The sequence below is a fragment of the Nocardioides eburneus genome (genome assembly GCF_040838215.1).
Classification (GTDB): domain Bacteria; phylum Actinomycetota; class Actinomycetes; order Propionibacteriales; family Nocardioidaceae; genus Nocardioides; species Nocardioides eburneus.
In genome coordinates this window covers 1-20624 of the sequence record NZ_JBFPJR010000023.1, presented here as the reverse complement: position 1 = coordinate 20624, position 20624 = coordinate 1, and the positions used below count along the sequence as shown (strand labels likewise).

Here is a 20624-nt window from a genome sequence, read left to right as displayed (position 1 = left end):
TATGGCGCGGGTCCGTCTCTCGCCGTGGTGACGTCGCCGGGTGCCCATCGGTTAGCCTGCACACGTCGTCGATCGGGAGGCGGGTTGAAGATGGGTCCGTGGCGCGCGGTGTCGCGTGGGCTGGTCGTCGTCCCCCTGGTGGCTGCCGTTGCGGCAGGCTGTGGCGGCTCTGGCGAAGGCGACGGCCAGTCTGGATCCGCCTCAGTGCGCTCGGTATGGTCGAGCGCGGAGGCGGCTGCCCGGGGTTTCAGCGACTATCTCGTCTTCGTGTCGGGCAAAGACTGCGATCAGGTCCTACCGGAGCTCGACGACCCGACCCACTTTGTCGGGAGCATGTCGAAGGAGGTCCTGGATAGCTACTCCTGTGACAAGGTGATGACGGCGCGTGAGCGCGGACGCCAATGCGCTAGGGATGTGGTGCGGCCGACCATCAGCGGTGAGCCGGTCACGGTCTCGACGGAGCCCCGTCGTCTTCGCTACTCGGTGGATTGGAAGGGCGAGACGGTCTGCGACCGGGACGCAGGCCCCGGCAACGACGTCTACGAGGAGCATGGCAGTTACGAGGTCACGGTCGAGCAGGGCGACGGGGGCTGGATGGTCGTCGGCTTCACGCTCCGGAGTGGCCCCGGTGCGGGGCACACCGGCGGCGTCTCGTAGGCGTCGGCACGGGAGGTCTCACGGCGCGGATCGGTCTCGACCGTGGTGACGCCGTCGGGTGCCCATCGGTTGGCCTCCACGGTGTCGTCGATCGGGAGGCGGGGTGAGATGGGTCAGTCGCGTACGACGCTGCGCGGGTTGCTCGTGGTGTCGCTGGCGGTGGCGCTGGTGGCCCTCGTGGCGGGCTGCGGTGGCTCGGGCGGGGCTGGCGGCCAGTCCGTGCCCGCCTCGGCGGGGTCGCTGTGGCAGACGTCGACGGCGGCTGCCCGCGGCTTCAGCGACTATCTCGGTTTCGTGTCGGGCAAGAAGTGCGATCTCCTCCCCCCGCTGCTCGGCGGCCCGGACTACTTCGTGGGGAGCATGTCGAAGGAGATCCTGGACGGCTACTCCTGTCACAACGTGATGACCGCGCGTGAACGGGGACGTCAATGCATCCGCAACGTGGTGCGCCCGGTCATCAGCGGTGAGCCGGTCACGGTCTCGACGGAGCCGCGTCGCCTCCGCTACACGGTGGACTGGACGGGCAAGACCGTCTGTGGGCGCGACGCGGGCCCTGGTAATGACGTCTACGAGGAGCATGGCAGTTACGAGGTCACGGTCGAGCAGGGCGACGGGGGCTGGATGGCCGTCGGCTTCGCCTTCCGCACCGGGCCCGGTGCAGGTCACACCGGCGGCGTCTCGTAGGGGTCAGAAGGCAGGGATGATGGGGATCGGAATCGGTCCGGGGATGGTGGGGAGCCCGCCGCCCTCCGGGAGGTCTCGGAGCTTGTCACCCAGGTAGTCGCCCCATGCCTCGGCGTTGTGGGCGAGATGGTGACCCTCGGACGACAGGTGGGATCCCAGCGACGAGAGACCGTCCTCTGCGGTGCTCGTGGCGTTGTGGACGAGGTTGGTCAGCGGCGCGAACGGGTTCGGCACCTGGATCGGCACCCGCTGGGGCTCGCCGGCGGGGGGCGGAGTCCCTTCCGGCGCCCTCACCTTCGCGTGCTCGACGACTGTCACGTCGTCGGTGGTCTTCTTGTGGGCGCCTTCGAGCCACACGCCGTCCTTGTCGAGGCTCAGCCCGACCGCGTCGCCTTCGACGCTGGCACTCACCAGCCTGCCATCGCGGTGGAGATCATCGCCGAGTTGACGCAGCGCGTGCGCGTGCCGGCGCGGCCGATCGGCGCTGGCGGTGATCGCCGCCCCTGCTCTTTGGCCGCGGGACGGGACGCGCCGCACCTGGCGTCGTTATACGGTGGCCCGCGGGTCCTCTCGGGTGGCGCCTGGAGTGACCCTCGCGTGACGAGCTGAGCGAGAGGCAGGCCATGGCACAGGCACCCACGACGAGGGCGGTGACGTCACGGCTCCCGTCGACGCGGGAGTCGCGTCCCGCCCTGATCGGGCTGGCGATCCTGCTCATCATCGGAGGTGCGCTCGCCTCCGCCTGGCTCGCGCTCCAGGCCGGCCACCGTGCCTCCTTCGTCCAGGTGGACGCCAACGTCGCCCAGGGTGCCCGGATCACCGCCGACGACCTGAAGCGAGTGAGCCTCCCGGAGGACTTCGACGGTGGCATCGCCTGGGCGGACAGCAGCGACCTGGTGGGACAGTCGGCCACGGTCCGGCTCCTGCCCGGGACGATCCTGACCCCCGACATGGTGTCGAAGAAGTCGGGGATCGCGGACAACCAGACCCAGCTGACGATCCCGGTCGACTCCAGCCCGTTCATCCGCGGTCTCCAGCCGGGCGCGCAGCTCGCTCTCGACATCGGCTCCGGCAGCGGTGGCTCCGGCGGCGGTCGGCCGATCCTCGCGGAGCTGGTCTCCGTCGGGAAGGCGGATGACGGGGGCGGCCTTGGCGGGGTCAGCTCCGGGACGTTGAACATCGTGGTGTCGATCGACATCTCTTGCCTCTCGACGGTCTCGCAGGGCATCGCCGACCAGGCCGTGACCCCGGCCCTCGTCGGGGGCACCAAGGGCGGCGTCGTCGCCGCGACCTGCGGAGGCTGACCGATGGGACTCATCGCCGTCGCCTCGGCCAAGGGCTCACCAGGAGTGACGACCACCGCGCTCCTCCTCGGCGGTCTGTGGCCGCGCATGGCCGTGGTCGCCGAGTGCGATCCCTCGGGTGGTGACGTCGCGTGGCGGATGCCCGGCATGGACGGCCGCTCGCTCGACCCGCAGGGCGGCCTGCTCAACCTCGTCGCCGCCGGCCGCAAGTCGATGGACCCCTCGCTCGTCCTGAACCACAGCCAGTGGATCGTCGGTGGGCTCGGCGTCGTCACCGGCATCCGCGTCCCGGAGCAGGCCGGTGGGGTGACGTGGCCGGACCTGGCGAAGCTCTTCTCGGCGGTCCCGGGCGTCGACGTGATCGCCGACCTCGGACGCATCGGCGCCCAGACTCCGCAGAACGTCCTGCTCGCCAGCGCGCACGCCGTGGTCATGGTCGTCGACACCGTCCCGAGCAACGTGATCCACCTCCGCGAGCGGCTCGGCCGGCTGCAGCAGGAGCTCGGCGGTCCGATGGCGCCGCCGGTCCACGTGGCGGTCGTCGCGCCGGCGCGCCGCGACCGCGCCGTACGCGAGGTGCGGGAAGTGCTCGAGCAGGCCGAGGCCCGGGTGGAGGCGGTCCACCACATCACCCACGATCCCGTGGGCGCCGGGTTCTTCCTCGGCCAGATCCGAGGGCGCGCCGACCGTACGCCGCTCGCCCGGTCCGGCGTGCCGGTCGCGCACGCCCTCGCGGCGCGCACGGCGCCGGCGTACGTCGAGGACACCGGTCCGGCCGAGGAGCAGCGCGCATGATCGACCACGACCTCGTCCGGACCCTGCGCTCCCAGGTCGCCGACCGGCTCAACGAGCAGCGCCGCCGCGACCAGATGAGCGGGATCTCGCCGATGACGGCGGAGGACGAGCGGGAGTACGCCCGCTCGCTCATCGTCCAGGTCCTCGAGGACCACGCCCGCTACGAGGTGGCCGAGGGCCGCTCGCCGCTGCGGCCCGAGGAGGAGCTCGAGGTCGCCTCCGCGATCCACTCGGCGCTCTTCGGCGTCGGCCGGCTGCAGCCGCTGATCGAGGACCCCGAGGTCGAGAACATCGACATCAACGGCTGTGACCACGTCTTCGTCCAATACGGCAACGGCCGCGAGGAGCGACACCCGCCGGTCGCCGACAGTGACGAGGAGCTCGTCGAGCTGATCCAGGTCCTGGCCGCCCACAGCGGCCTGTCGAGCCGGCCGTTCGACTCCGCCAACCCGCAGCTCGACCTGCGCCTGCCGGACGGCTCGCGCCTCTCCGCGGTGATGAACGTCTGCGCCCGGCCGTCGGTCTCGGTCCGCAAGGCCCGGCTGCAGAAGGTCTTCCTCGACGAGCTGATCGGCAACGGCACCGTCTCCGAGGACGTCGGGTCGTTCCTGCGGGCCGCCGTCCTGGCCCGCAAGAACATCATGATCGCCGGCGCCACCAACGCCGGGAAGACGACGATGCTGCGGGCACTCGCCAACGAGATCCCGGCCTCCGAGCGCCTGATCACCGTGGAGCGGGCGCTCGAGCTCGGGCTCGGCGACTACGCCGACCTCCACCCCAACGTCGTCGCGTTCGAGGAGCGGCTGCCGAACTCCGAGGGCCGCGGCGGCGTGACCATGGCCGAGCTCGTCCGCCGCTCGCTGCGCATGAACCCGTCCCGGGTCATCGTCGGCGAGGTCCTCGGTGACGAGATCGTGACGATGCTCAACGCGATGAGCCAGGGCAACGACGGCTCGCTGTCGACCATCCACGCGAACTCCTCGCTCGAGGTCTTCAACCGCATCGGCACCTACGCGCTCCAGGCCCGGGAGCGGTTGCCGCTCGAGGCGACGCGGATGCTGATCTCGGGTGCGCTCGACTTCGTCGTCTTCCTCCGCAAGCACAACGATCACGCGACCGGTGGCGGTCAGTACCGCGTCGTGGAGAGCATCCGCGAGATCGTCGGGTACGACGCCCAGGTGCTCTCCAGCGAGGTGTTCGCGCCCGACCGGCAGGGTCGCGCGGCGGCCCATGCGCCGATCGCCTGCATCGAGGAGCTGTCCGAGCACGGCTACCGCCCCGCCGTCCACGGGCAGTGGGCGTGAGCGAGCGACGATGATCGAACAGCTCCGCCTGCCGCTCGCGGTGACTGCCGGCGCGATCGCCGGGATCGGGCTGGCCATGCTCGTTCTGCGGGTCGACCGCCGCCCCGCGAAGGTGCGGTCGGATCGCGTCGTACGCGCGCTGGCGTTCGGCAGCCGCAATGCCCGCCAGGCGCTGCTCGGCGTACTCGCCGGGGTCGTCGTCCTGGCCGTCACCCGCTGGGTCGTGCTCGCGGTGGTCGTCGGCGCCGTGATCGCGTTCTGGAACCGGCTCTTCGGCGGTGCCCGCGCCGAGCGGCAGGCGATCGTGCGCGCGGAGGGGCTGGCCGCCTGGATCGAGTCGCTCCGCGACACCATCGCCGGGGCGGTCGGGCTCGAGCAGGCCATCCCCGCCACCGCGGTCAACGCGGCCCCGTCGATCCGGCCGGCGCTCAACCTGCTCGTCGACCGGCTCCGTGTCCGCGAGCCGCTCCCGGACGCGCTGTTGAAGTTCGCCCACGACCTCGGCGACGCGTCCGCCGACCTGGTGGTGGCCGCGCTCGTGCTCAACGCCCGCCTCCGCGGCCCCGGGCTGCGCGACGTGCTCACTGCGCTGGCCGACTCCGCCCGTGACGAGCTCGACGTACGCCGCCGGGTGGAGTCGAGTCGCCGAAGCACCCGCCGGAGCGTCCAGATCGTGGTCGGCGTGATCGTCTGCGTCGCGGGCGGGCTGGTGATCTTCAACCGGAGCTACGTCGAGCCCTACGGCAACGTGACGGGCCAGCTCGTCCTCGCCCTGGTGCTCGTGCTCTTCGGCGGGAGCGTGCTCTGGCTGCGCCGGCTCGCCGGCGTCGCGGAGCCCCAGCGCTTCCTCGTCGTGTCGGAGCCTGCTCGTGACGGCGAGAAGGACGGTGCTCGCCGATGATCCTCCAGCTGCTCGCAGGCGCCGCCGTCGGCGCGGGGATCCTCATCCTCGTCCTGGCCTTCACCCGGCCTGCGCCCGGCATCGTCGCCACGCTGTCGCGCCTCGACCGGTCCCACGGCTCTCGCTCGGGGATCACGGCGAGCGCCGCGACCGGCGACGGCCGGATCGACCGGTTGCGTGAGGGCGTGGGCGCGCGCCTGGAGTCGGAGGTCGCGAGCCGCGGGTGGCAGCTGAGCCGGACGCGGACCGACCTCGCCGTACTCAACCGCTCGCTCGCGACGCACCTCGGCAACAAGTTGCTCCTCGGCCTGGTCGGGCTCGTCTGGCTGCCGGCGGTGCTGTGGCTCGTGGGCTTCGCCGACGCCCCGACGATGCCCCTGGTGGGTGCGCTCGCGGCCGGCGTCGCCGGGTTCTTCCTGCCCGACCTCGCGCTGCGACGGGAGGCGGAGTCACGGCGGCGCGACTTCCGGCACGTCACCGGGGCCTTCCTCGACCTGGTGGCGATGAACCTCGCCGGCGGACGTGGTCTTCCCGAGGCGCTGATGGCCGCCTCGTCGTTCGGCGACCACTGGGCGATGGTGCTGCTGCGGCAGTCGCTCTCCAACGCCCGCATCATGGGGTGGACGCCGTGGGAGGGCATCGCCCGGCTGGGCCGGGACCTGGGCGTCGACGAGCTGCGGGACCTGGCATCGGCGCTGGCGCTGGCGGGCGACGAGGGCGCGCGCATCCGCAGCTCCCTGATGGCACGGGCGGAGAGCATCCGGCGCAAGGAGCTGGTCGACGTCGAGGGAGCCGCCGGCGAGAGCTCCCAGTCGATGCTGATGGCTCAGCTGCTGATGTGCGTCGCCTTCCTGATATTTTTGGCCTACCCTGCCGTGAGCCAGCTCGGTTGAGGCGTGATGAGCAAGGGGGACCTCCGATGCCACCAGAGTTGTTCCACGCCCGCACGATCATCGTGTGGGCCCGTGGACACGCCGAACGCATGCGCCGTGAGGGCCGCAGCGAGCTCGGCGCCTCGGCCATCGAATGGGCGATCATCTCCGCCGTCGTGGTGGTGCTGGCGCTCATCATCGCCAAGGTCATCACGAGCGTGGTCAACGACAATGCCAACAAGATCAAGGACGGCAGCAACTACTGATCGTGGCCGCTCGGGCTCCGGCGCGCGCCGCCGGGACGAGTCTGGCGCCAGCGCGGTCGAGTTCGCGATCATCGCGCCGATCCTCCTGCTGCTGATCTTCCTGATCATCGAGGCGGCGCTCTATTTCTACGCGCGCGACACCGCCCAGTCCGCGTCGCGGGAGGGCGTCTCCTACCTCCGCCTCGCAGGCAGCAACTCCGATCCGGACGCCTTCGTCTCTGCGGCCGAGCAGGTCACGGTCAACTACGCCGAGAAGCTCGGGCGGCTCAAGCACGCCACGGCGGTCGGCACCATCGACACCACGACGGGGCGAGTCAGCATGCTGGTGGTCGGTGACGTCGTCCTGCCCCTCGGCGGGACCGTCGAGGTGGAGCAGACGTCGTACGCCACGCTCGAGCAGTTCCGCAACGACGCCGAGGCGGGTTCATGAGGCGCCGCGACGAGGCCGGTACGTCGAGCCTCGAGCTCGTCATCGTCGCGCCGTTCCTGCTCGCGCTGCTGATGCTGATCTTCGTCTTCGCGCGCTATGCGCAGGCGGAGAACCTCGTCGACCAGTCGTCGCGCGACGCGGCCCGCGCCGCCACCGCGCAGAACGTCCGCGCCGACGTCCCGAAGATCGCGGGCGACGTCGTCGCGGACGCGATGCGGGACGCTCCGTCGTCGTGTCGCGACAGCGCGCGGGTGACCTCGATCACGATGACGAGCGGTGCCTTCGGGCTCCCCGATCCCAACGACCCCACCGCGATCGACTCGGTGTCGGTGACGGTCGCGTGCACCCTGGACCTGAGCGACCTCACCGCGCTGCCGATGAAGTCGGTGACGATCAAGCGCACCTTCACCAGCCCGCTCGACCGATACCGGCCCTACCGATGAGGCGCCTCCGCACCGACGAGCGGGGGTCGATCTCCCCGTTCGTCATCATCGTCTCGCTGGTGATCCTGCTGCTCGCCGGGCTCGTCATCGACGGTGGCCGGCAGCTCAACGCGCACGGCCGGGCGATCGCGTACGCCGAGGAGGCGGCCCGCGCCGGCGCCCAGGAGGTCGACGTCACCGATCCGCGGCTCGACCTGGTGCCCTCGCTCGCCCTCCGGGCGGCGCGGGAGTATTGCGACAACGCGATGAGCAACGACCCCCAGCTGGTCCGGTGCGTCCCCCACATCACCGCCGTCGACGGCTCGGCGGGGACCTTCCACGGCGTCAGCGTGTCGACCAAGGTGGAGTCGAAGGCGATCCTGCTCTCCATGATCGGCCGGTCGACGCTCACCTCGGGCGGGCAGGCCCTTGCTCGACCGATCAGCGGCATCTCGGGCCCGGACACCGGCAAGCTCGCCACCATGCCGCCGCCCTCGGTCGCCCCGCCGTCGGCCGGCCCCGTGCCGACCGCCCCGCCCTCACCGCCGGAGATCTCGATCTCTCCGTGCACGACCCAGACCCCGAAGCCGCCCAAGCCATCCAAGCCGTCGAAGACCAAGGGCCCCAAGCCGCCGAAGCACACCAAGAAGCCCACGCCCACCCCCACGCCCACCGACAAGCCATGCGTCACTCCTGGCATCGGGCAGTGACCCGAAAGGTGTGGCCACCGCGGTGTCCTGAGCCGTCACGTATCTGGCGTCATCGTGCGCGCTCCTGGTCGGGGGTAGGTGTAGTCGGGGCGAGGTGGGGAAGGGTGGCGGTGTCCGTGTCATAGACGGGCAGCGGCAGCGTCTCCTTGGATGTACTCGGGTTTGCTGGAGGTTCCCCACATGTCCGCCCACAGGTCTGGGTCTCTTGTCGGCGATTGGTCGGCGCGTGGGGCGTTCCTATACTGCTGCGGTCTTTGCTCGGGCTATCTGGGGGACCGATGACGCGCCATCGCGGGCACCTGATCGGACTGGTCGCTGCGCTGACGCTGGGGTTGGCGGCGTGCGGCGGTGGGGACCCGTCCGCGAAGTCGTCGACCTCCCCATCCTCGTCGCCGTCCGCGTCCGCGCCCACGAGTACGGCTCCGTCTCCGACGGGTCCGCCGGCGCAGCCGAAGGGCAAGTACGGCGTGACTGTCGACATCCTGAACTGGGACAAGTACGCCACCGACCCCGTCGTTCTCGCCTATAAGCAGGCCGTGGAGGCCTTCCAAGGCTCCGCCAACATGGGGAAGCTGGCGCCCGGCTTCACGGACCTGTTCGCGGCGTCGATGCACTCGTCGTTGGTGTCCAGTCTTGAGTTCGGGTGGCACAACAAGCTGCACATGCCCGTCACCGCGAAGTTTCGGATCGCCTCGGTGAAGACCCACGGTCACCGGGCGTCGCTGACGTCGTGTGCGTGGGGCCCGAGCTACGGGTACTACGACAAGCAGAACAAGTGGTACGGCCCGGCACAGCACTATTGGCTGCGGTTCTCGACGAATCTCCGCAATGCTCAGGGGTCGTGGAAGATCACTGGCACGAAGTCCACCGGGAAGTGCCAGGGTGGTGCACCGAGATGAGCGGGCCCCGCGTGGGGCGTTCCTATACTGCTGCGGTCTTTGCTCGGGCTATCTGGGGGACCGATGACGCGCCTTCGTGGGCACCTGACCGGGCTGGCCGCTGCCCTGACGCTGGCCCTGACCGCATGCGGCGGCGATCCCTCGGCCAAGCCCTCGACCTCCCCATCCTCGTCGCCGTCCACGTCCACGACCTCGTCCGCGCCCTCGAGCACGGCTCCGTCGCCGACGGGTCCGCCGGCGCAGCCGAAGGGCAAGTACGGCGTGACGGTCGACATCCTCAACTGGGACAAGTACGCCACCGACCCCGTTGTCCTGGCGGCGAAGCAGGTCAACGAGGGTGTCCAAGGGTCGATCAATCGAGGTCGATTGGTCCCTGGACTTCTCGGGCGGGCCGGCTCGGAAGACGTGCGGCAACTAATGGTGACGGCCGTTCAGACTGCCGCCAGCAACAGGTACCACGTCGACCGGCGGCTTGTCGCACGAGTGGCCAAGAGGAAGGGCGCTACCGCGACGCTGTGCTTCTGGATGCCTTCGTACGACTACCGCAAGCCGAACGGCAACCTCTACCAGGGCCCCGAGAACTACTGGGGGCGCTACGAGATGACGTTCAAGAAGGTCGGGGGCACGTGGAAGCTCACCAAGGTCAGCGGCAACGGGAGATGCGCAGGGGGTGCACCCCAGTGACGTCAAACCGTAGGTTCCTCCCGAAGATTGCGCTGGCAAGCTTCCTCGCCGTCGTCACAGTCAGCGCCCGGCCCTCCGCGGCTCACGCCGGGTGGATCGACCCGTCGTCGGGCGACTCGAATGCCGGGGCTGGTACTGCTGGGCAGGTGAGTTCGGGGACGGTGACGGAGCAGACGTATGTGCCGGCGTCGGCGCCGACCCCGTCCAACCCGACGGCGCCGGCCTCGCCGCCGATGGCGTGTTCGGTGTATGCGAACGGGTCGGGGATGGGCTCGTATTGCGTGACGTTGGGTGCGTCGGGGGTGTCGAAGACGTTGCGGGAGCGGTTCGGGCGGGAGTCGTTGCAGCGGTGTCGCTACAGCGAGCCGCCCGCGGGGTATCCGGTGCCGTTCAACGCGAACCCGGGCGAGGGTCGCTACCTGTTGATGTCGTGTTTGGAGAACATCGACTTCGATACCTATGACGGCGGGACCGATCGGGGGCTGTCGTTGTCGCTGGTGTGGGTGCCGTCCGGGACCGATACCTCCGACCATCACAACCCGATCACGGACTTCTTGTGGGACCAGGTCCATGCGGATGCGCAGTTGCCGGTGCCGGTGATGCGGACGGAGCCGAACCGGACCCCGATTGTTGGGTATCCGACGTATTTCACCTTCGCGTGGCTGGACCCCGGTACCAAGCGGGTGGTGGCGCAGGGGCCGTATGCCGGGAAGGCGATGGGTGGGCCGTTCAAGCAGATCCGGACCAACGGTCTGGTGATGCGGGCGCAGGCGACCAGGATCACGGTGGACCCCAACCAGCGGGGCATCAAGTCGGTCACGTGTGAGCCGGGCACGCCGTACGTCGAGGGTGCCGCGCCGGCGAACCAACCCAAGGGCGCCTGCTCGATCACGTTCCCGCGCTCGAGCGCGTCGGCGCGGAAGTATGCGACCGAGCCGATCCCGGACAACGTCAAGGATGCGTTCAATGTGTCGGTCACCGTGGAGTGGAAGGTGACCTACGGCCATCCCGGTGAGATGCATGCCCTCGGCGACGGCTTCACCATGCGGCTGCACCAGGTCCTCCCGGTCCAGGAGGTCCAGACCCCGAACCAGCCACCCCAAGTCATCTACTGAGCAACCACAGCGCGCCGGACGCGCGACGAACCGAGGCGAGACGCGATGCGATCGACGATGGAGCGGACCCGAGCAACCCGAGCGGCCAGGCTTCCCCGGAGCCAGGCCCTGCCGAGCCGCGGATCGGAGATCGCCCGCGGCCTGCTCGCACTCGTGGCGACGCTCGTCGTCGTCATCGGCGTCCCGATCGGGCTGCTCGCCGCGTTCGGGACGCCGTGGCCCCATGAGCGTCCCTCGCTCGACTGGCTGACCCGGCAGACCTCGGCCGACTCGGTGCTCCACGTGCTCGCCTTCGTGGTCTGGCTCGCCTGGGCGCACTTCGTGGTCTGCCTCGTGGTCGAGGCGATCGCCGAGCGCCGCCGTCGTGGCGTCGCGCCCCACATCCCGGGTGCCGGGATCGGCACCCAGGCCCTCGCCCGCCGGGCGATCGCGACGATCGCCCTCCTCGCCGGGGGTACGGCGGCCACGCTCGCGCCCGCCTCGGCGGCCGTCTCCGCGGGCATCCACGACGCGCCCCGCCACGTCGCCGTGGCCGGCCAGTCACACGCGTCCCCGATGGCCCGCGAGGGTCATGAGGCGATCCCGTCGTCGCCGGGTGGCGGCGCGCTGCCGTCGGCGACGCAGCTGGTCGACGCCGACCGGCAGGACGTGAGGGCGGGGGTGCAGACGTTCTACGAGGTGAGGCCGCCCGCCGGGCGTCACTACGACACACTGTGGGACATCGCCGAGCGCTATCTCGGCAACGGCATCCGCTACAAGGAGATCTGGGAGCTCAACAAGGGCCTGACCCAGGCCGACGGCCGGGTGCTGCGCGACGCCGACCTGATCTTCCCCGGCTGGGTGCTGCGCCTCCCCGACGACGCGCACGGCCCCGGGCTCAAGGTCGTCGCCCACGTCGCGGACGAGCCAGGCGCCCAGGGCGGCCCGGGGGCGAAGGCCGCGCCCGAGGGCGGCTCCGGCGTCCAGGCCCACGGCGACGAGGCGACGGTCCCGTCCGCCGTACGCACGGCTGACGGCTCTGGGAGCTTCCACGTGAGCGCCGAGTGGACGCCGTACTTCGGCGTCGCCGGCGGCCTCGCGCTCGCGGGCGTCTTCGCCGGCCTCCGACGGCGTCGCGCGTCGCTGACCACCGGCCAGCTGTGGGCCCGCGCCGTCGCGGCCGGCGGTCGCCCGGACCCGACGGACCCCACTCCCGACCCCGACGGACCGCCGCCGGGCGTGAGCCTGCGCTCCGAGTCCGACCCCGGCGCCGCGTCCAGGCTCGACCGGGCGCTGCGCTCGTGGCGACCGGTGTTCGGTACGCCGGCGCCGCTGCGCGTGTCGGTCGGACCGGCCGGCGTCGCGATGGCGTTCGACGGCGCCAAGCCGGGGACGCCGCCGCCGGGCTGGGACGCCCGCAGCGACCGGATCTGGACGCTGGCCGACGGCGCGGCGACGCCGACCGACGGTGCTGCCCCGCTCCCGGGCCTCGTCTGCGTCGGCCGCCGGCAGGACGGCTCGCTGCTGCTGGTCAACCCCGAGGCCGTGCCGGGCCTCGTCGCGCTCGACGGCGACGAGGCGACCGCTCGCGGCCTCGCGATGAGCATCGCCGTCGACACGGCCACCCACGCGTGGGCGGACCGTCGTACGGTCACCCTCGTCGGCTTCGCTGACGACCTTGCGCTCGTCGGGCAGGGCAACGTCCGCCGCGTCGACGACCTCGACCGGGTGCTCGAGAGCCTCGACAACATCGCCCGCGACCAGCGCACCCGCTGCCGCGACGCGGGCCGCGACACCGTCCTCGACGCCCGCCTGGGTGCGGCCGGGCCGGAGCGAGAAGACTGGACCTACCACCTTGTCGTCTGCTCCGGGCTCCCGGCCGCGGAGCAGCTTGCCCACCTGCAGGCCCTCGCCGCCGATGCCAAGGTGGCCCTCGGCGTCGTCGTCATCGGTCCCGTTCCCGACGCGGCGATGACCCTCGCCGCCCACGCCGACGGCCGGCTCACCGCGCCCCAGCACGGCATCGACGTCCAGGCGCAGGTCCTCGACGTCCGCGCGACCCGCGGGCTCAGCTCGCTCTACGAGGTGCCGGAGATGGACCGGTCGGTCGGGCTCGACGCACTCGCCGAGGTCCTCGCGGCGGAGGGTACGCCGGCCGTCGCGACCGACGCGCAGGTCCGGATCGGCGTCCTCGGGACCGTCACCGTGACCGCTCCCGGCGAGGTCGGTGCCAACCGGCGGGAGTTCCTCACCGAGCTCGCCTGCTTCCTCGCGCTCCATCCCGGCGGCGTCCACGCCAACCGGATCAGCGCCGCGCTGTGGCCGCGGGGGGTCGACGCCGACCTGCGCGACGGTGTGCTGCGGCAGCTGTCCGACTGGTTCGGCACGACCACCGACGGCCGCCCCGTGCTCGCCGGTGACAACGGCGTGTGGCGCTTCACCCCTGGCACCGTCGACCTCGACTGGGCCGCGTTCCGTGAGGCGCTCAACCGAGCCGCCGCCCAGGCGGACCCCGGCGTACGCCGCACGCACCTGCGCCGCGCGCTGGGCCTGGTCCGCGGCCCGGCGTTCGAGGGCGTGCCGGCCGGTCGCTACACCTGGCTCGAGGTCGATCCGGTCGAGGCCGACATCGCGCTCGCCGTCGTCCTCACCGCGCAGGCGCTCGCCGAGGCCGACGTTGCGGCCGGTGACATCGCGTCCGCGCGCGACGCGCTCGCCCGCGGGCTCGCGCTCGCGCCGGCCAGCGAGGAGCTGTGGCGCGCCCGCCTTCAGCTGGAGGCCCGCCACGGCTCCGTCGACGACAGCCGGTCCGTCGCCGACGCGATGTACGCCGCGATCGGGGCCGAAGGTTCGCCGTTCGGTGCGTCCGCGCAGACGGATGCGCTCGTGGACGAGCTCCTCCCCGGTTATCGGTCACGGGTCGCCTGATCCGCCCCGCGTCCGCCGCGCCCCGGGTCTCAGGGCGAGACGGTCTCGGCGAGCGCCTGCCGCAGGGCCTGGCGGGCCGCGGCATACCGTCCCCGCGCCGTCGACGGGTTGAGTCCGAGCAGCTCGGCCGCCTCGACGATGGTGAAGCCGTCCCAGTGGATCAGCATCACCAGCTCGCGCTGGGCGTCGTGGAGCCGCAGCACCGCGTCGCGGACGGCGCTCGCCTCGGCCGGGTCGGGGCTCGTCGGCGCGGTGGAGAGATGGTCGCGGAGGCGGTCGGCGAGCGCCGTACGCCGGCGTACGGACCGGGCGTGGTTGGCGAGCACGTGCGCGGCGATGGTGAACAACCACATCCGTTGCCGCTCGGCGGTCTCCGGGAGGGCGTCCGTACGCCGCCAGGCCTGCAGCATCGTCTCGCCCAGGAGGTCGGCCGCGTCCTCGCGCGACCGCACCCGGCGCTCGAAGTAGGCGAGCAGGTCGGTGGACGTCTCCCGGAGCGCGATGCGGAGCATCGCGCGGGACTCGGGCGTCATCACTCGCACCGCCACGACTCGCCGCTGACCACCAGGCGCCAGTTGATCCCGTGCGCGGTGAGGTGCGCCTTCAGGTCCCGCCAGACGACGCGCGACATGGCCATCTGCTCCATGTCCGCGCCGCGCAAGATCGGCTGCCGCTCGCCCGGCGGCTCGCTTGCCCGCACCTTCGCCTCGGCGGCCTTCCACGCCCGGATGGCGGCGGGTCGGTCGATCGAGGCGTAGTCGTAGGAGGCGAGGAACGCCCGCGCCTCGTCCAGCGCCTCCTGCTGCTCCGCCTGGGTGAAATGACCGGGCAGCGGCTCACCGTTGATGACGTTGCCGTGCTTGTCGAGCGCGGGCACCACGTCGAGCTGCATCCGGCAGGACTTCCCCGACGACGACGTCCACGGCACCCACCCGGGAGCGGGGACGAGGCCGGTCGCGCTGGCGGCGCCGACGCCGAGGACGCCGACCACGACGGCGCCGACGATGCCGACCCGCAGCCGCCGGCGACGCGGCCGCGCCGCCTGCTCGGCCGCCGCCGCCAGGTCACGCAGCTCGCGGTCGAGGTTCGGTGTCCGCGTCGTGACCGGCGGTGCGCTGCGCGTCAGCAGCTCGTTGAGGTCCATGGCAGCTCCCTTGTTCGCCGATGATGACACCCCGTACATGTCCGGCAGGCGGCGATCCGTCCATCACCCCTGCGGACGTCTGCGTGCATTCGCTACGTTCGGAGACGTGCCGCAGCGAGGCGGCCGCCGAGCTTGGGAAGAGGGAGTCGGATGCAGCAGGTCAAGGGCGTCATCGCACGCAGCAAGGGTGCGCCGGTGGAGGTCGTCACGATCAACGTGCCGGACCCCGGCCCGGGCGAGGCGGTCGTGAAGATCCAGGCGTGCGGGGTGTGCCACACCGACCTGCACTACCGCGAGGGCGGGATCAACGACGAGTTCCCCTTCCTGCTGGGCCACGAGGCCGCCGGGATCGTGGAGGCGGTCGGCGAGGGCGTGACCGGCGTGGCGCCGGGCGACTTCGTGATCCTCAACTGGCGGGCGGTGTGCGGCCAGTGCCGGGCGTGCAAGCGCGGCGAGGCGCAGTACTGCTTCAACACCCACAACGCCACCCAGCAGATGACGCTCGAGGACGGCACCGAGCTCACCCCGGCGCTGGGCATCGGGGCGTTCGCGGAGAAGACGCTGGTCGCGGCCGGCCAGTGCACGAAGGTCGACCCCGACGCCCGGCCCGCGGCCGCGGGCCTGCTGGGCTGCGGTGTCATGGCCGGGATCGGCGCGGCGATCAACACCGGCGCGGTCACCCGGGGCAGGAGCGTGGCGGTCATCGGCTGCGGCGGTGTCGGCGCGGCCGCGATCGCCGGCTCGGCCCTGGCCGGGGCGAGCCCGATCATCGCGGTCGACATCGACGCCAAGAAGCTGGAGAAGGCGAAGTCCCTCGGGGCGACCCACACGGTCGACTCCTCGGCCACGGACCCGGTGGCGGCGATCAAGGAGATCGCGGCCGGGTTCTACGAGGGCGCCGAGGGTGCGGACGTGGTCATCGAGGCCGTGGGTCGGCCGGAGACCTGGAAGCAGGCGTTCTATGCCCGCGATCTGGCCGGCACCGTGGTCCTGGTGGGGGTGCCGACCCCGGAGATGAAGGTCCCCGACCTGCCGCTGATCGACGTCTTCGGGCGGGGTGGGGCGCTGAAGTCCAGCTGGTACGGCGATTGCCTGCCGACCCGCGACTTTCCGATGCTGATCGACCTCTATCGCCAGGGTCGGCTCGACCTGGACGCGTTCGTGACCGAGGAGATCGCGCTCGACGAGATCGAGGCGGCCTTCGAGAAGATGCACCATGGCGACGTGCTGCGCTCGGTGGTGATCCTCTAGTGGCTGAGGCGTCGACCGCTCGCGTTGATCATGGCGTCACGTCGGGGACGTTCACCCTCGACGGGGAGACCTTCGAGGTGGACAACAACGCCTGGGTGGTCGGCGACGACGAGGAGTGCCTGGTCATCGACGCACCCCACGACGTGGCGGGCATCCTCGCCGTGGTCGGCGACCGGCGGGTCACCGCGATCGTGTGCACCCACGCCCACGACGACCACGTCCGGGTCGCGCCCGCGCTGCGGGAGGCGGTCAACGGCGGATCCGGAGCGCCGATCTTGCTCCACCCCGGCGACCGGCCGTTGTGGGAGCTGACCCACGGCGGTCCCGACGATCCGACGGGCAACCTGTGGGACGTCGACCTGTCCGACGGACAGCGGCTGACGGTCGCCGGGACGACGCTCCAGGTGCTGCACACCCCGGGGCATGCGCCGGGCGCGGTCTGCCTCTACGCCCCCGACCTGGGCTGCGTCTTCACCGGCGACACCCTCTTCTCGGGCGGGCCGGGCGCGACCGGCCGTTCCTACAGCGACCGCCCCACTCTCGAGGCCTCGATCCGGGCCAAGCTCTTCGCCCTGCCCGACGAGACCGTCGTCCACACCGGCCACGGTGAGGACACCACCATCGGCGCGGAGCGGGCCCTGCTCGGGGACTGACGACCCGGGGACGACCGAGCGGGTTCCGGCCGGAGGAAGGGTCGTTGCGCTGTGACCCTCGGCGGCCCGAGGGTCGGGACGTGGTGACGCGACTTCCCGACGAGGTGAGGGCGGAGCTGCGGCGTACCGGCCGCCGCTTCGACCCCGAGACGATCCAGGCGGCGTACGACCTCTTCACACCGCTGCACGAGGCGGTCGACCACCGCGCGCCGGTGGTCGACCGGGACCGGGCCTATGGGCCCGACCCACGGCACCGGCTCGACGTCCACACCGACCCGGCGGTCGGCGCGGGCGCCCCGGTCCTGCTCTTCGTGCACGGCGGCGGCTTCGTCGGCGGCGACAAGACGCGCGAGGGCTACCCGTTCTACGACCACCTCGGCCGGTGGGCCACCGACCACGGTCTGGTGGGCGTCACGATGACCTACCGGCTCGCGCCGGACTTCAGGTGGCCGTCGGCCGCCGAGGACATCGCTGCGGCGGTGGCGTGGCTCGGTGAGCACGCCGAGGAGTACGGCGGCGACCCGCATCGGATCGTCGTCATGGGACAGTCGGCGGGTGCGTCCCACGTGGCGTCGTACGTCGCCGGCCACGGCGGACCGGTCGCCGACGGCGTCGTCGGCGCGGTGATGATGTCGGGCGTCTACGACCCGCCGACCAACACCCTCGACGAGCTCGCACGGCACTACTACGGGACCGACGACCTGCCCGCGAAGTCCGCGCTCCCGGGGCTGGCCGCCTCGGCGCTGCCGCTCCTCTTCGCGGTCGCCGAGCTCGACGTACCCCACTTCCACCGGCAGGCCACCGTGCTGCTCGGCGCGATGTGGGCGGCGCACGGCGTGACGCCGCTCTTCGTCACCATCCCGGACGCCACCCATCTCTCGGAGATCCTCGCGCTGGGGCTGGAGGGAACCGGGCTCGACGGCGGCTTCGGCGACCTGCTCGCCCGGTTCGTGGCGCGCGCGACGAGCGGGGCCGGGTCGGACTCCGGGGCCGAGGGGGCGCCGTGAGCGACCTCGAGTTCGGCGTCTTCGACTGGCTCGACGTCGCGCCGGACCGCGACACCGCCGCGCTCTACGAGGACCGGCTCGCGCTGGCGCGGCGCGCCGACGCGGGCGGGTTCGCCCGCTACCACGTCGCCGAGCACCACGGCACCCCGCTCGGGCTCGCCGCGTCGCCGGCGCTCTTCCTCGCGGCGGTGGCCCGCGAGACCGCGCGGATCCGGCTGGTGCCGACCACCTTCGTCGTCCCGTTGTACGACGAGCTGCGACTCGTCGAGGAGATCGGGATGCTCGACCAGCTCTCCCACGGCCGCCTCGAGATCGGCATCGGCAAGGGCTCGTCGCCGATCGAGGCGGCGATGTTCGGTCGCACCGCAGAGTCGCAGGCGGAGACGTACGCCGCCGCGGTCCCGCGGATCATGGCCGCGCTCGAGACGGGGATCTACGCGCCGGCCGAGGGCGACCCCGTCCCGCTCTTCGTCCGGCCGCAGCGGGTGCCCCCGGTCTGGTATCCGACGAGCAACCCCGAGTCGATCGCCCGCGCCGCCGCGCAGGGCCAGCACACCATCTTCGGCTTCGGCTTCCTCTCGCCGACGCTCGACGTCATCCGCACCCACGCCGACGGCTTCTTCGCGGCCCGCGGGGAGCACACCGGTGCGCGCTTCGGGATGCTGCGCCACGTCGTCGTGGCGGAGACCGACGAACGGGCCGCGGAGCTCGCCCAGGAGGCCTTCGACGCCCACCTGGCGAGCTTCACGCACCTGTGGCGGCAGGCGGGCGTCGACCGCTACCCCGACCGGGTCGACGTGCGCGAGCTGGCGGCGTCGTACCGCTTCTTGGTCGGTTCCCCGGCCACCGTCGCCGCGCAGGTCGTGCACGCGGTGGCCGTCTCGGGGATCAACTACCTCGCCGGGGCGTTCGCCTTCGGGTCGCTCTCGCGCGCGGACTCACTGCGCTCGCTGGAGCTCTTCGACACCGAGGTGATCCCGCAGGTGCGGCGCGAGCTCGCGGCCGCCTCCCGCCCCGCGGAGAACCCGTCGCGCTCCGCCGGCGCCGGCCTCTAGCGTCGCGGGACATGACCGACGTCATCGAACCGGGCAACACCGCCGTCGTCACCGGCGCCGCGAGCGGCATCGGGCTCGCGCTGGCGCACGCCTTCGTCCAGCGTGGACTCAACGTCGTCATGGCGGACGTCGAGGTCGACGCGCTGGCGGCGTCATCCACGGCGTCCGGGCCTTCATGCCGGTCCTCCTCGAGCAGGACCGCTTCTACGTGCTCACCGACGACGGGCCGCACCGGCCCGTCACCCGGCGGGTCGGGGAGATCCTCTCCGGCGTCGGGCCGATGAACCCGTTCGAGGGCCGTTGAGGGAGGACGAGGGCATGGACCACGCCGACGGCGGTCACGTCGACCACGACCTGGGCGGCCCCGGCGACGTCGTACGCCGCTGGCGTGGACGGCCGGGCACCGGGCGCCGGGTGGAGTGGAACGTCATCGACATCGTCACCGTCGTCGACGGGCGGATCACCGACCACTGGGCGGTGGCCGACAACCTGCCGCTGCTCGCGGCGCTCACCGAGGAGCAGCCGTGACCGCCGCGCGTCGGTGGCCGTCGTACGGGCTCGACGAGGAGCACCTCGCGCTCCGCGCGGTGGCGCGCCAGGTCGCCGAGGAGCAGCTGGCGCCGTACGCCGCGGAGGTCGACGAGCAGGCCGCGTTCCCCGAGAAGGGGGTGAGCGCGGTCTTCGCCGCCGGCCTGCACGCCGTCACCCTGCCCGAGGAGTACGGCGGCCAGGGCGGTGACCACCTGGCCGGTGCCGTGGTGGCGGAGGAGCTGGCCCGGGTGTGCGCCACGACGCAGCAGGTCTCGGGGGCGAACGAGCTGACGGCGGTGCCGCTCCTGCTGGCCGCGTCGGCCGAGCAGAAGGCGCGCTACCTGCCGCGCCTCGCGAGCGGCGAGTGGCTCGGCGCGTTCGCGCTCTCCGAGCCCGAGGCCGGCAGCGACGTCGCCGCGATCGCCACCCGCGCGACCCGGACCGGCGACGGCTGGGTGCTGCGCGGGACGAAGCGGTGGATCACCAACGCCGGCCGCGCCGACGTCTACGTCCTCTTCGCGTCGACCGATCCGGCCGCCCGCGGCCGTGGCCTGTCGGCGTTCCTCGTCGAGGCGACCGATTCCGGGCTCTCGTTCGGCCCGCCGGAGAGGAAGATGGGGCTGCGCGGGTCGCCGACCTGCGAGGTCCACCTCGCCGACGTACGCCTGCCGGCCGACCGCCTCGTCGGCCGCCCCTGCGACGGGATGCGGATCGCGCTCGACACCCTCGACCGGACGCGGACCACGGCGGCTGCCCAGGCCGTCGGCCTCGCGCAGGGGGCGCTCGACGTCGCCACCGACTACCTGAGACAGCGGCAGCAGTTCGGCCGGCCGCTGGCCGACTTCCAGGGGCTGCGGTTCATGGTGGCCGACATGGAGATCGCCGTGCGCGCCGCCCGCGCCGCGACGTACGCCGCCGCCCGCGAGATCGACGCGGGCGGTCCCGATGTCGCGGCCGCCGGGGCGGTGGCGAAGTGCCTGGCCTCGGACACGGCGATGAAGGTGACGACCGATGCCGTCCAGCTCCTCGGGGG

25 protein-coding genes and 1 pseudogene are annotated in these 20624 nt (G+C 72.0%); 23 read left to right on the top strand and 3 right to left on the bottom strand.

Annotated features, from left to right (window positions below; genetic code table 11):
- Positions 1-90 precede the first annotated feature (90 nt).
- A complete protein-coding gene (locus AB3X52_RS13300; protein WP_367994572.1) occupies positions 91-657 on the top strand; it encodes a hypothetical protein in 567 nt (188 codons plus the stop codon).
- Between the two features lie 108 nt (positions 658-765).
- On the top strand, positions 766-1341 hold the full coding sequence (locus AB3X52_RS13295; RefSeq protein WP_367994571.1) for a hypothetical protein: 576 nt from the start codon (positions 766-768) through the stop codon (positions 1339-1341).
- Positions 1342-1344: 3 nt separating this feature from the next.
- On the opposite strand, the gene AB3X52_RS13290 is transcribed toward AB3X52_RS13295, so the two are convergent.
- Positions 1345-1752 carry a hypothetical protein gene (locus AB3X52_RS13290; protein ID WP_367994570.1) on the bottom strand — a complete coding sequence of 136 codons (408 nt, stop codon included), beginning with the start codon at positions 1750-1752 and terminating at the stop codon, positions 1345-1347.
- Between the two features lie 212 nt (positions 1753-1964).
- Between AB3X52_RS13290 and AB3X52_RS13285 the strand changes: the two genes are divergently transcribed.
- The 13 genes from AB3X52_RS13285 (at position 1965) to AB3X52_RS13225 (ending at position 13950) form a co-directional block, all read left to right on the top strand.
- Entirely contained in the window at positions 1965-2645 is a 681-nt protein-coding gene (locus AB3X52_RS13285; RefSeq protein WP_367994569.1) for an SAF domain-containing protein, read from the top strand.
- A 3-nt stretch (positions 2646-2648) separates the two neighbouring features.
- Entirely contained in the window at positions 2649-3440 is a 792-nt protein-coding gene (locus AB3X52_RS13280) for a CpaE/TadZ family protein (RefSeq protein ID WP_367994568.1), read from the top strand.
- Complete coding sequence (locus AB3X52_RS13275) at positions 3437-4744, top strand: TadA family conjugal transfer-associated ATPase (RefSeq protein ID WP_367994567.1); 1308 nt, start codon at positions 3437-3439, stop codon at positions 4742-4744. Before AB3X52_RS13280 ends, AB3X52_RS13275 begins: the two co-directional genes overlap by 4 nt.
- 10 nt (positions 4745-4754) lie before the next feature.
- Positions 4755-5645, top strand: a complete 891-nt coding sequence (locus AB3X52_RS13270; protein ID WP_367994566.1) for a type II secretion system F family protein — start codon at positions 4755-4757, stop codon at positions 5643-5645.
- A complete protein-coding gene (locus tag AB3X52_RS13265; RefSeq protein WP_367994565.1) occupies positions 5642-6538 on the top strand; it encodes a type II secretion system F family protein in 897 nt (298 codons plus the stop codon). Before AB3X52_RS13270 ends, AB3X52_RS13265 begins: the two co-directional genes overlap by 4 nt.
- A 26-nt stretch (positions 6539-6564) precedes the next feature.
- Positions 6565-6783, top strand: a complete 219-nt coding sequence (locus AB3X52_RS13260; protein WP_367994564.1) for a hypothetical protein — start codon at positions 6565-6567, stop codon at positions 6781-6783.
- Positions 6749-7213 (top strand): TadE/TadG family type IV pilus assembly protein, encoded by a 465-nt coding sequence (locus tag AB3X52_RS13255; protein ID WP_367994563.1) that lies wholly within the window; start codon positions 6749-6751, stop codon positions 7211-7213. The genes AB3X52_RS13260 and AB3X52_RS13255 overlap by 35 nt, the downstream gene beginning before the upstream one ends.
- A complete protein-coding gene (locus AB3X52_RS13250; protein WP_367994562.1) occupies positions 7210-7656 on the top strand; it encodes a TadE/TadG family type IV pilus assembly protein in 447 nt (148 codons plus the stop codon). Before AB3X52_RS13255 ends, AB3X52_RS13250 begins: the two co-directional genes overlap by 4 nt.
- Positions 7653-8345 (top strand): TadE/TadG family type IV pilus assembly protein, encoded by a 693-nt coding sequence (locus tag AB3X52_RS13245; RefSeq protein ID WP_367994561.1) that lies wholly within the window; start codon positions 7653-7655, stop codon positions 8343-8345. Before AB3X52_RS13250 ends, AB3X52_RS13245 begins: the two co-directional genes overlap by 4 nt.
- A gap of 467 nt (positions 8346-8812) precedes the next feature.
- Positions 8813-9244 carry a hypothetical protein gene (locus AB3X52_RS13240; RefSeq protein WP_367994560.1) on the top strand — a complete coding sequence of 144 codons (432 nt, stop codon included), beginning with the start codon at positions 8813-8815 and terminating at the stop codon, positions 9242-9244.
- 63 nt (positions 9245-9307) lie between these two features.
- Positions 9308-9928 carry a hypothetical protein gene (locus tag AB3X52_RS13235; RefSeq protein ID WP_367994559.1) on the top strand — a complete coding sequence of 207 codons (621 nt, stop codon included), beginning with the start codon at positions 9308-9310 and terminating at the stop codon, positions 9926-9928.
- Between the two features lie 302 nt (positions 9929-10230).
- Positions 10231-11043, top strand: coding sequence for a hypothetical protein (locus AB3X52_RS13230; RefSeq protein WP_367994558.1), 813 nt, complete (start codon positions 10231-10233; stop codon positions 11041-11043).
- Between the two features lie 45 nt (positions 11044-11088).
- The gene (locus tag AB3X52_RS13225; RefSeq protein ID WP_367994557.1) at positions 11089-13950 is read left to right on the top strand and encodes a BTAD domain-containing putative transcriptional regulator; all 2862 of its coding nucleotides are present in this window, start codon (positions 11089-11091) and stop codon (positions 13948-13950) included.
- Positions 13951-13979: 29 nt separating this feature from the next.
- Here the strand turns inward: AB3X52_RS13225 and AB3X52_RS13220 are convergent, their stop codons facing one another.
- Positions 13980-14483: an RNA polymerase sigma factor gene (locus AB3X52_RS13220; RefSeq protein WP_367994556.1), complete on the bottom strand. Its 504-nt coding sequence runs from the start codon at positions 14481-14483 to the stop codon at positions 13980-13982.
- Complete coding sequence (locus AB3X52_RS13215; RefSeq protein ID WP_367994555.1) at positions 14483-15094, bottom strand: hypothetical protein; 612 nt, start codon at positions 15092-15094, stop codon at positions 14483-14485. The genes AB3X52_RS13220 and AB3X52_RS13215 overlap by 1 nt, the downstream gene beginning before the upstream one ends.
- Before the next feature lie 150 nt (positions 15095-15244).
- Between AB3X52_RS13215 and AB3X52_RS13210 the strand changes: the two genes are divergently transcribed.
- The 8 genes and pseudogenes from AB3X52_RS13210 to AB3X52_RS13175 all read left to right on the top strand — a co-directional run.
- Positions 15245-16345, top strand: coding sequence for an S-(hydroxymethyl)mycothiol dehydrogenase (locus tag AB3X52_RS13210; protein WP_367994554.1), 1101 nt, complete (start codon positions 15245-15247; stop codon positions 16343-16345).
- Positions 16345-16998, top strand: a complete 654-nt coding sequence (locus AB3X52_RS13205; protein ID WP_367994553.1) for an MBL fold metallo-hydrolase — start codon at positions 16345-16347, stop codon at positions 16996-16998. The genes AB3X52_RS13210 and AB3X52_RS13205 overlap by 1 nt, the downstream gene beginning before the upstream one ends.
- Before the next feature lie 80 nt (positions 16999-17078).
- Positions 17079-18005: an alpha/beta hydrolase gene (locus AB3X52_RS13200; RefSeq protein WP_367994552.1), complete on the top strand. Its 927-nt coding sequence runs from the start codon at positions 17079-17081 to the stop codon at positions 18003-18005.
- On the top strand, positions 18002-19060 hold the full coding sequence (locus AB3X52_RS13195; RefSeq protein WP_367994551.1) for an LLM class flavin-dependent oxidoreductase: 1059 nt from the start codon (positions 18002-18004) through the stop codon (positions 19058-19060). Before AB3X52_RS13200 ends, AB3X52_RS13195 begins: the two co-directional genes overlap by 4 nt.
- Before the next feature lie 11 nt (positions 19061-19071).
- Positions 19072-19200, top strand: a pseudogene (locus tag AB3X52_RS13190) (SDR family NAD(P)-dependent oxidoreductase); the annotation flags it as partial.
- 35 nt (positions 19201-19235) lie between these two features.
- On the top strand, positions 19236-19364 hold the full coding sequence (locus tag AB3X52_RS13185; RefSeq protein ID WP_367994613.1) for a hypothetical protein: 129 nt from the start codon (positions 19236-19238) through the stop codon (positions 19362-19364).
- Between the two features lie 14 nt (positions 19365-19378).
- Complete coding sequence (locus tag AB3X52_RS13180) at positions 19379-19588, top strand: ester cyclase (protein ID WP_367994550.1); 210 nt, start codon at positions 19379-19381, stop codon at positions 19586-19588.
- Positions 19585-20624 (top strand): acyl-CoA dehydrogenase family protein (locus AB3X52_RS13175; protein WP_367994549.1); only part of this gene is annotated, 1040 nt, incomplete at its 3' end. The genes AB3X52_RS13180 and AB3X52_RS13175, both read left to right, overlap by 4 nt.

Bases quoted from the DNA above. Each gene is read 5' to 3' on its own strand.
- AB3X52_RS13300 (WP_367994572.1), top strand. From the start codon at position 91: ATGGGTCCGTGGCGCGCGGTGTCGCGTGGGCTGGTCGTCGTCCCCCTG.
- AB3X52_RS13295 (WP_367994571.1), top strand. From the start codon at position 766: ATGGGTCAGTCGCGTACGACGCTGCGCGGGTTGCTCGTGGTGTCGCTG.
- AB3X52_RS13285 (WP_367994569.1), top strand. From the start codon at position 1,965: ATGGCACAGGCACCCACGACGAGGGCGGTGACGTCACGGCTCCCGTCG.
- AB3X52_RS13280 (WP_367994568.1), top strand. From the start codon at position 2,649: ATGGGACTCATCGCCGTCGCCTCGGCCAAGGGCTCACCAGGAGTGACG.
- AB3X52_RS13275 (WP_367994567.1), top strand. From the start codon at position 3,437: ATGATCGACCACGACCTCGTCCGGACCCTGCGCTCCCAGGTCGCCGAC.
- AB3X52_RS13270 (WP_367994566.1), top strand. From the start codon at position 4,755: ATGATCGAACAGCTCCGCCTGCCGCTCGCGGTGACTGCCGGCGCGATC.
- AB3X52_RS13265 (WP_367994565.1), top strand. From the start codon at position 5,642: ATGATCCTCCAGCTGCTCGCAGGCGCCGCCGTCGGCGCGGGGATCCTC.
- AB3X52_RS13260 (WP_367994564.1), top strand. From the start codon at position 6,565: ATGCCACCAGAGTTGTTCCACGCCCGCACGATCATCGTGTGGGCCCGT.
- AB3X52_RS13255 (WP_367994563.1), top strand. From the start codon at position 6,749: ATGCCAACAAGATCAAGGACGGCAGCAACTACTGATCGTGGCCGCTCG.
- AB3X52_RS13250 (WP_367994562.1), top strand. From the start codon at position 7,210: ATGAGGCGCCGCGACGAGGCCGGTACGTCGAGCCTCGAGCTCGTCATC.
- AB3X52_RS13245 (WP_367994561.1), top strand. From the start codon at position 7,653: ATGAGGCGCCTCCGCACCGACGAGCGGGGGTCGATCTCCCCGTTCGTC.
- AB3X52_RS13235 (WP_367994559.1), top strand. From the start codon at position 9,308: ATGACGCGCCTTCGTGGGCACCTGACCGGGCTGGCCGCTGCCCTGACG.
- AB3X52_RS13225 (WP_367994557.1), top strand. From the start codon at position 11,089: ATGCGATCGACGATGGAGCGGACCCGAGCAACCCGAGCGGCCAGGCTT.
- AB3X52_RS13220 (WP_367994556.1), bottom strand. From the start codon at position 14,483: ATGACGCCCGAGTCCCGCGCGATGCTCCGCATCGCGCTCCGGGAGACG.
- AB3X52_RS13215 (WP_367994555.1), bottom strand. From the start codon at position 15,094: ATGGACCTCAACGAGCTGCTGACGCGCAGCGCACCGCCGGTCACGACG.
- AB3X52_RS13210 (WP_367994554.1), top strand. From the start codon at position 15,245: ATGCAGCAGGTCAAGGGCGTCATCGCACGCAGCAAGGGTGCGCCGGTG.
- AB3X52_RS13185 (WP_367994613.1), top strand. From the start codon at position 19,236: ATGCCGGTCCTCCTCGAGCAGGACCGCTTCTACGTGCTCACCGACGAC.
- AB3X52_RS13180 (WP_367994550.1), top strand. From the start codon at position 19,379: ATGGACCACGCCGACGGCGGTCACGTCGACCACGACCTGGGCGGCCCC.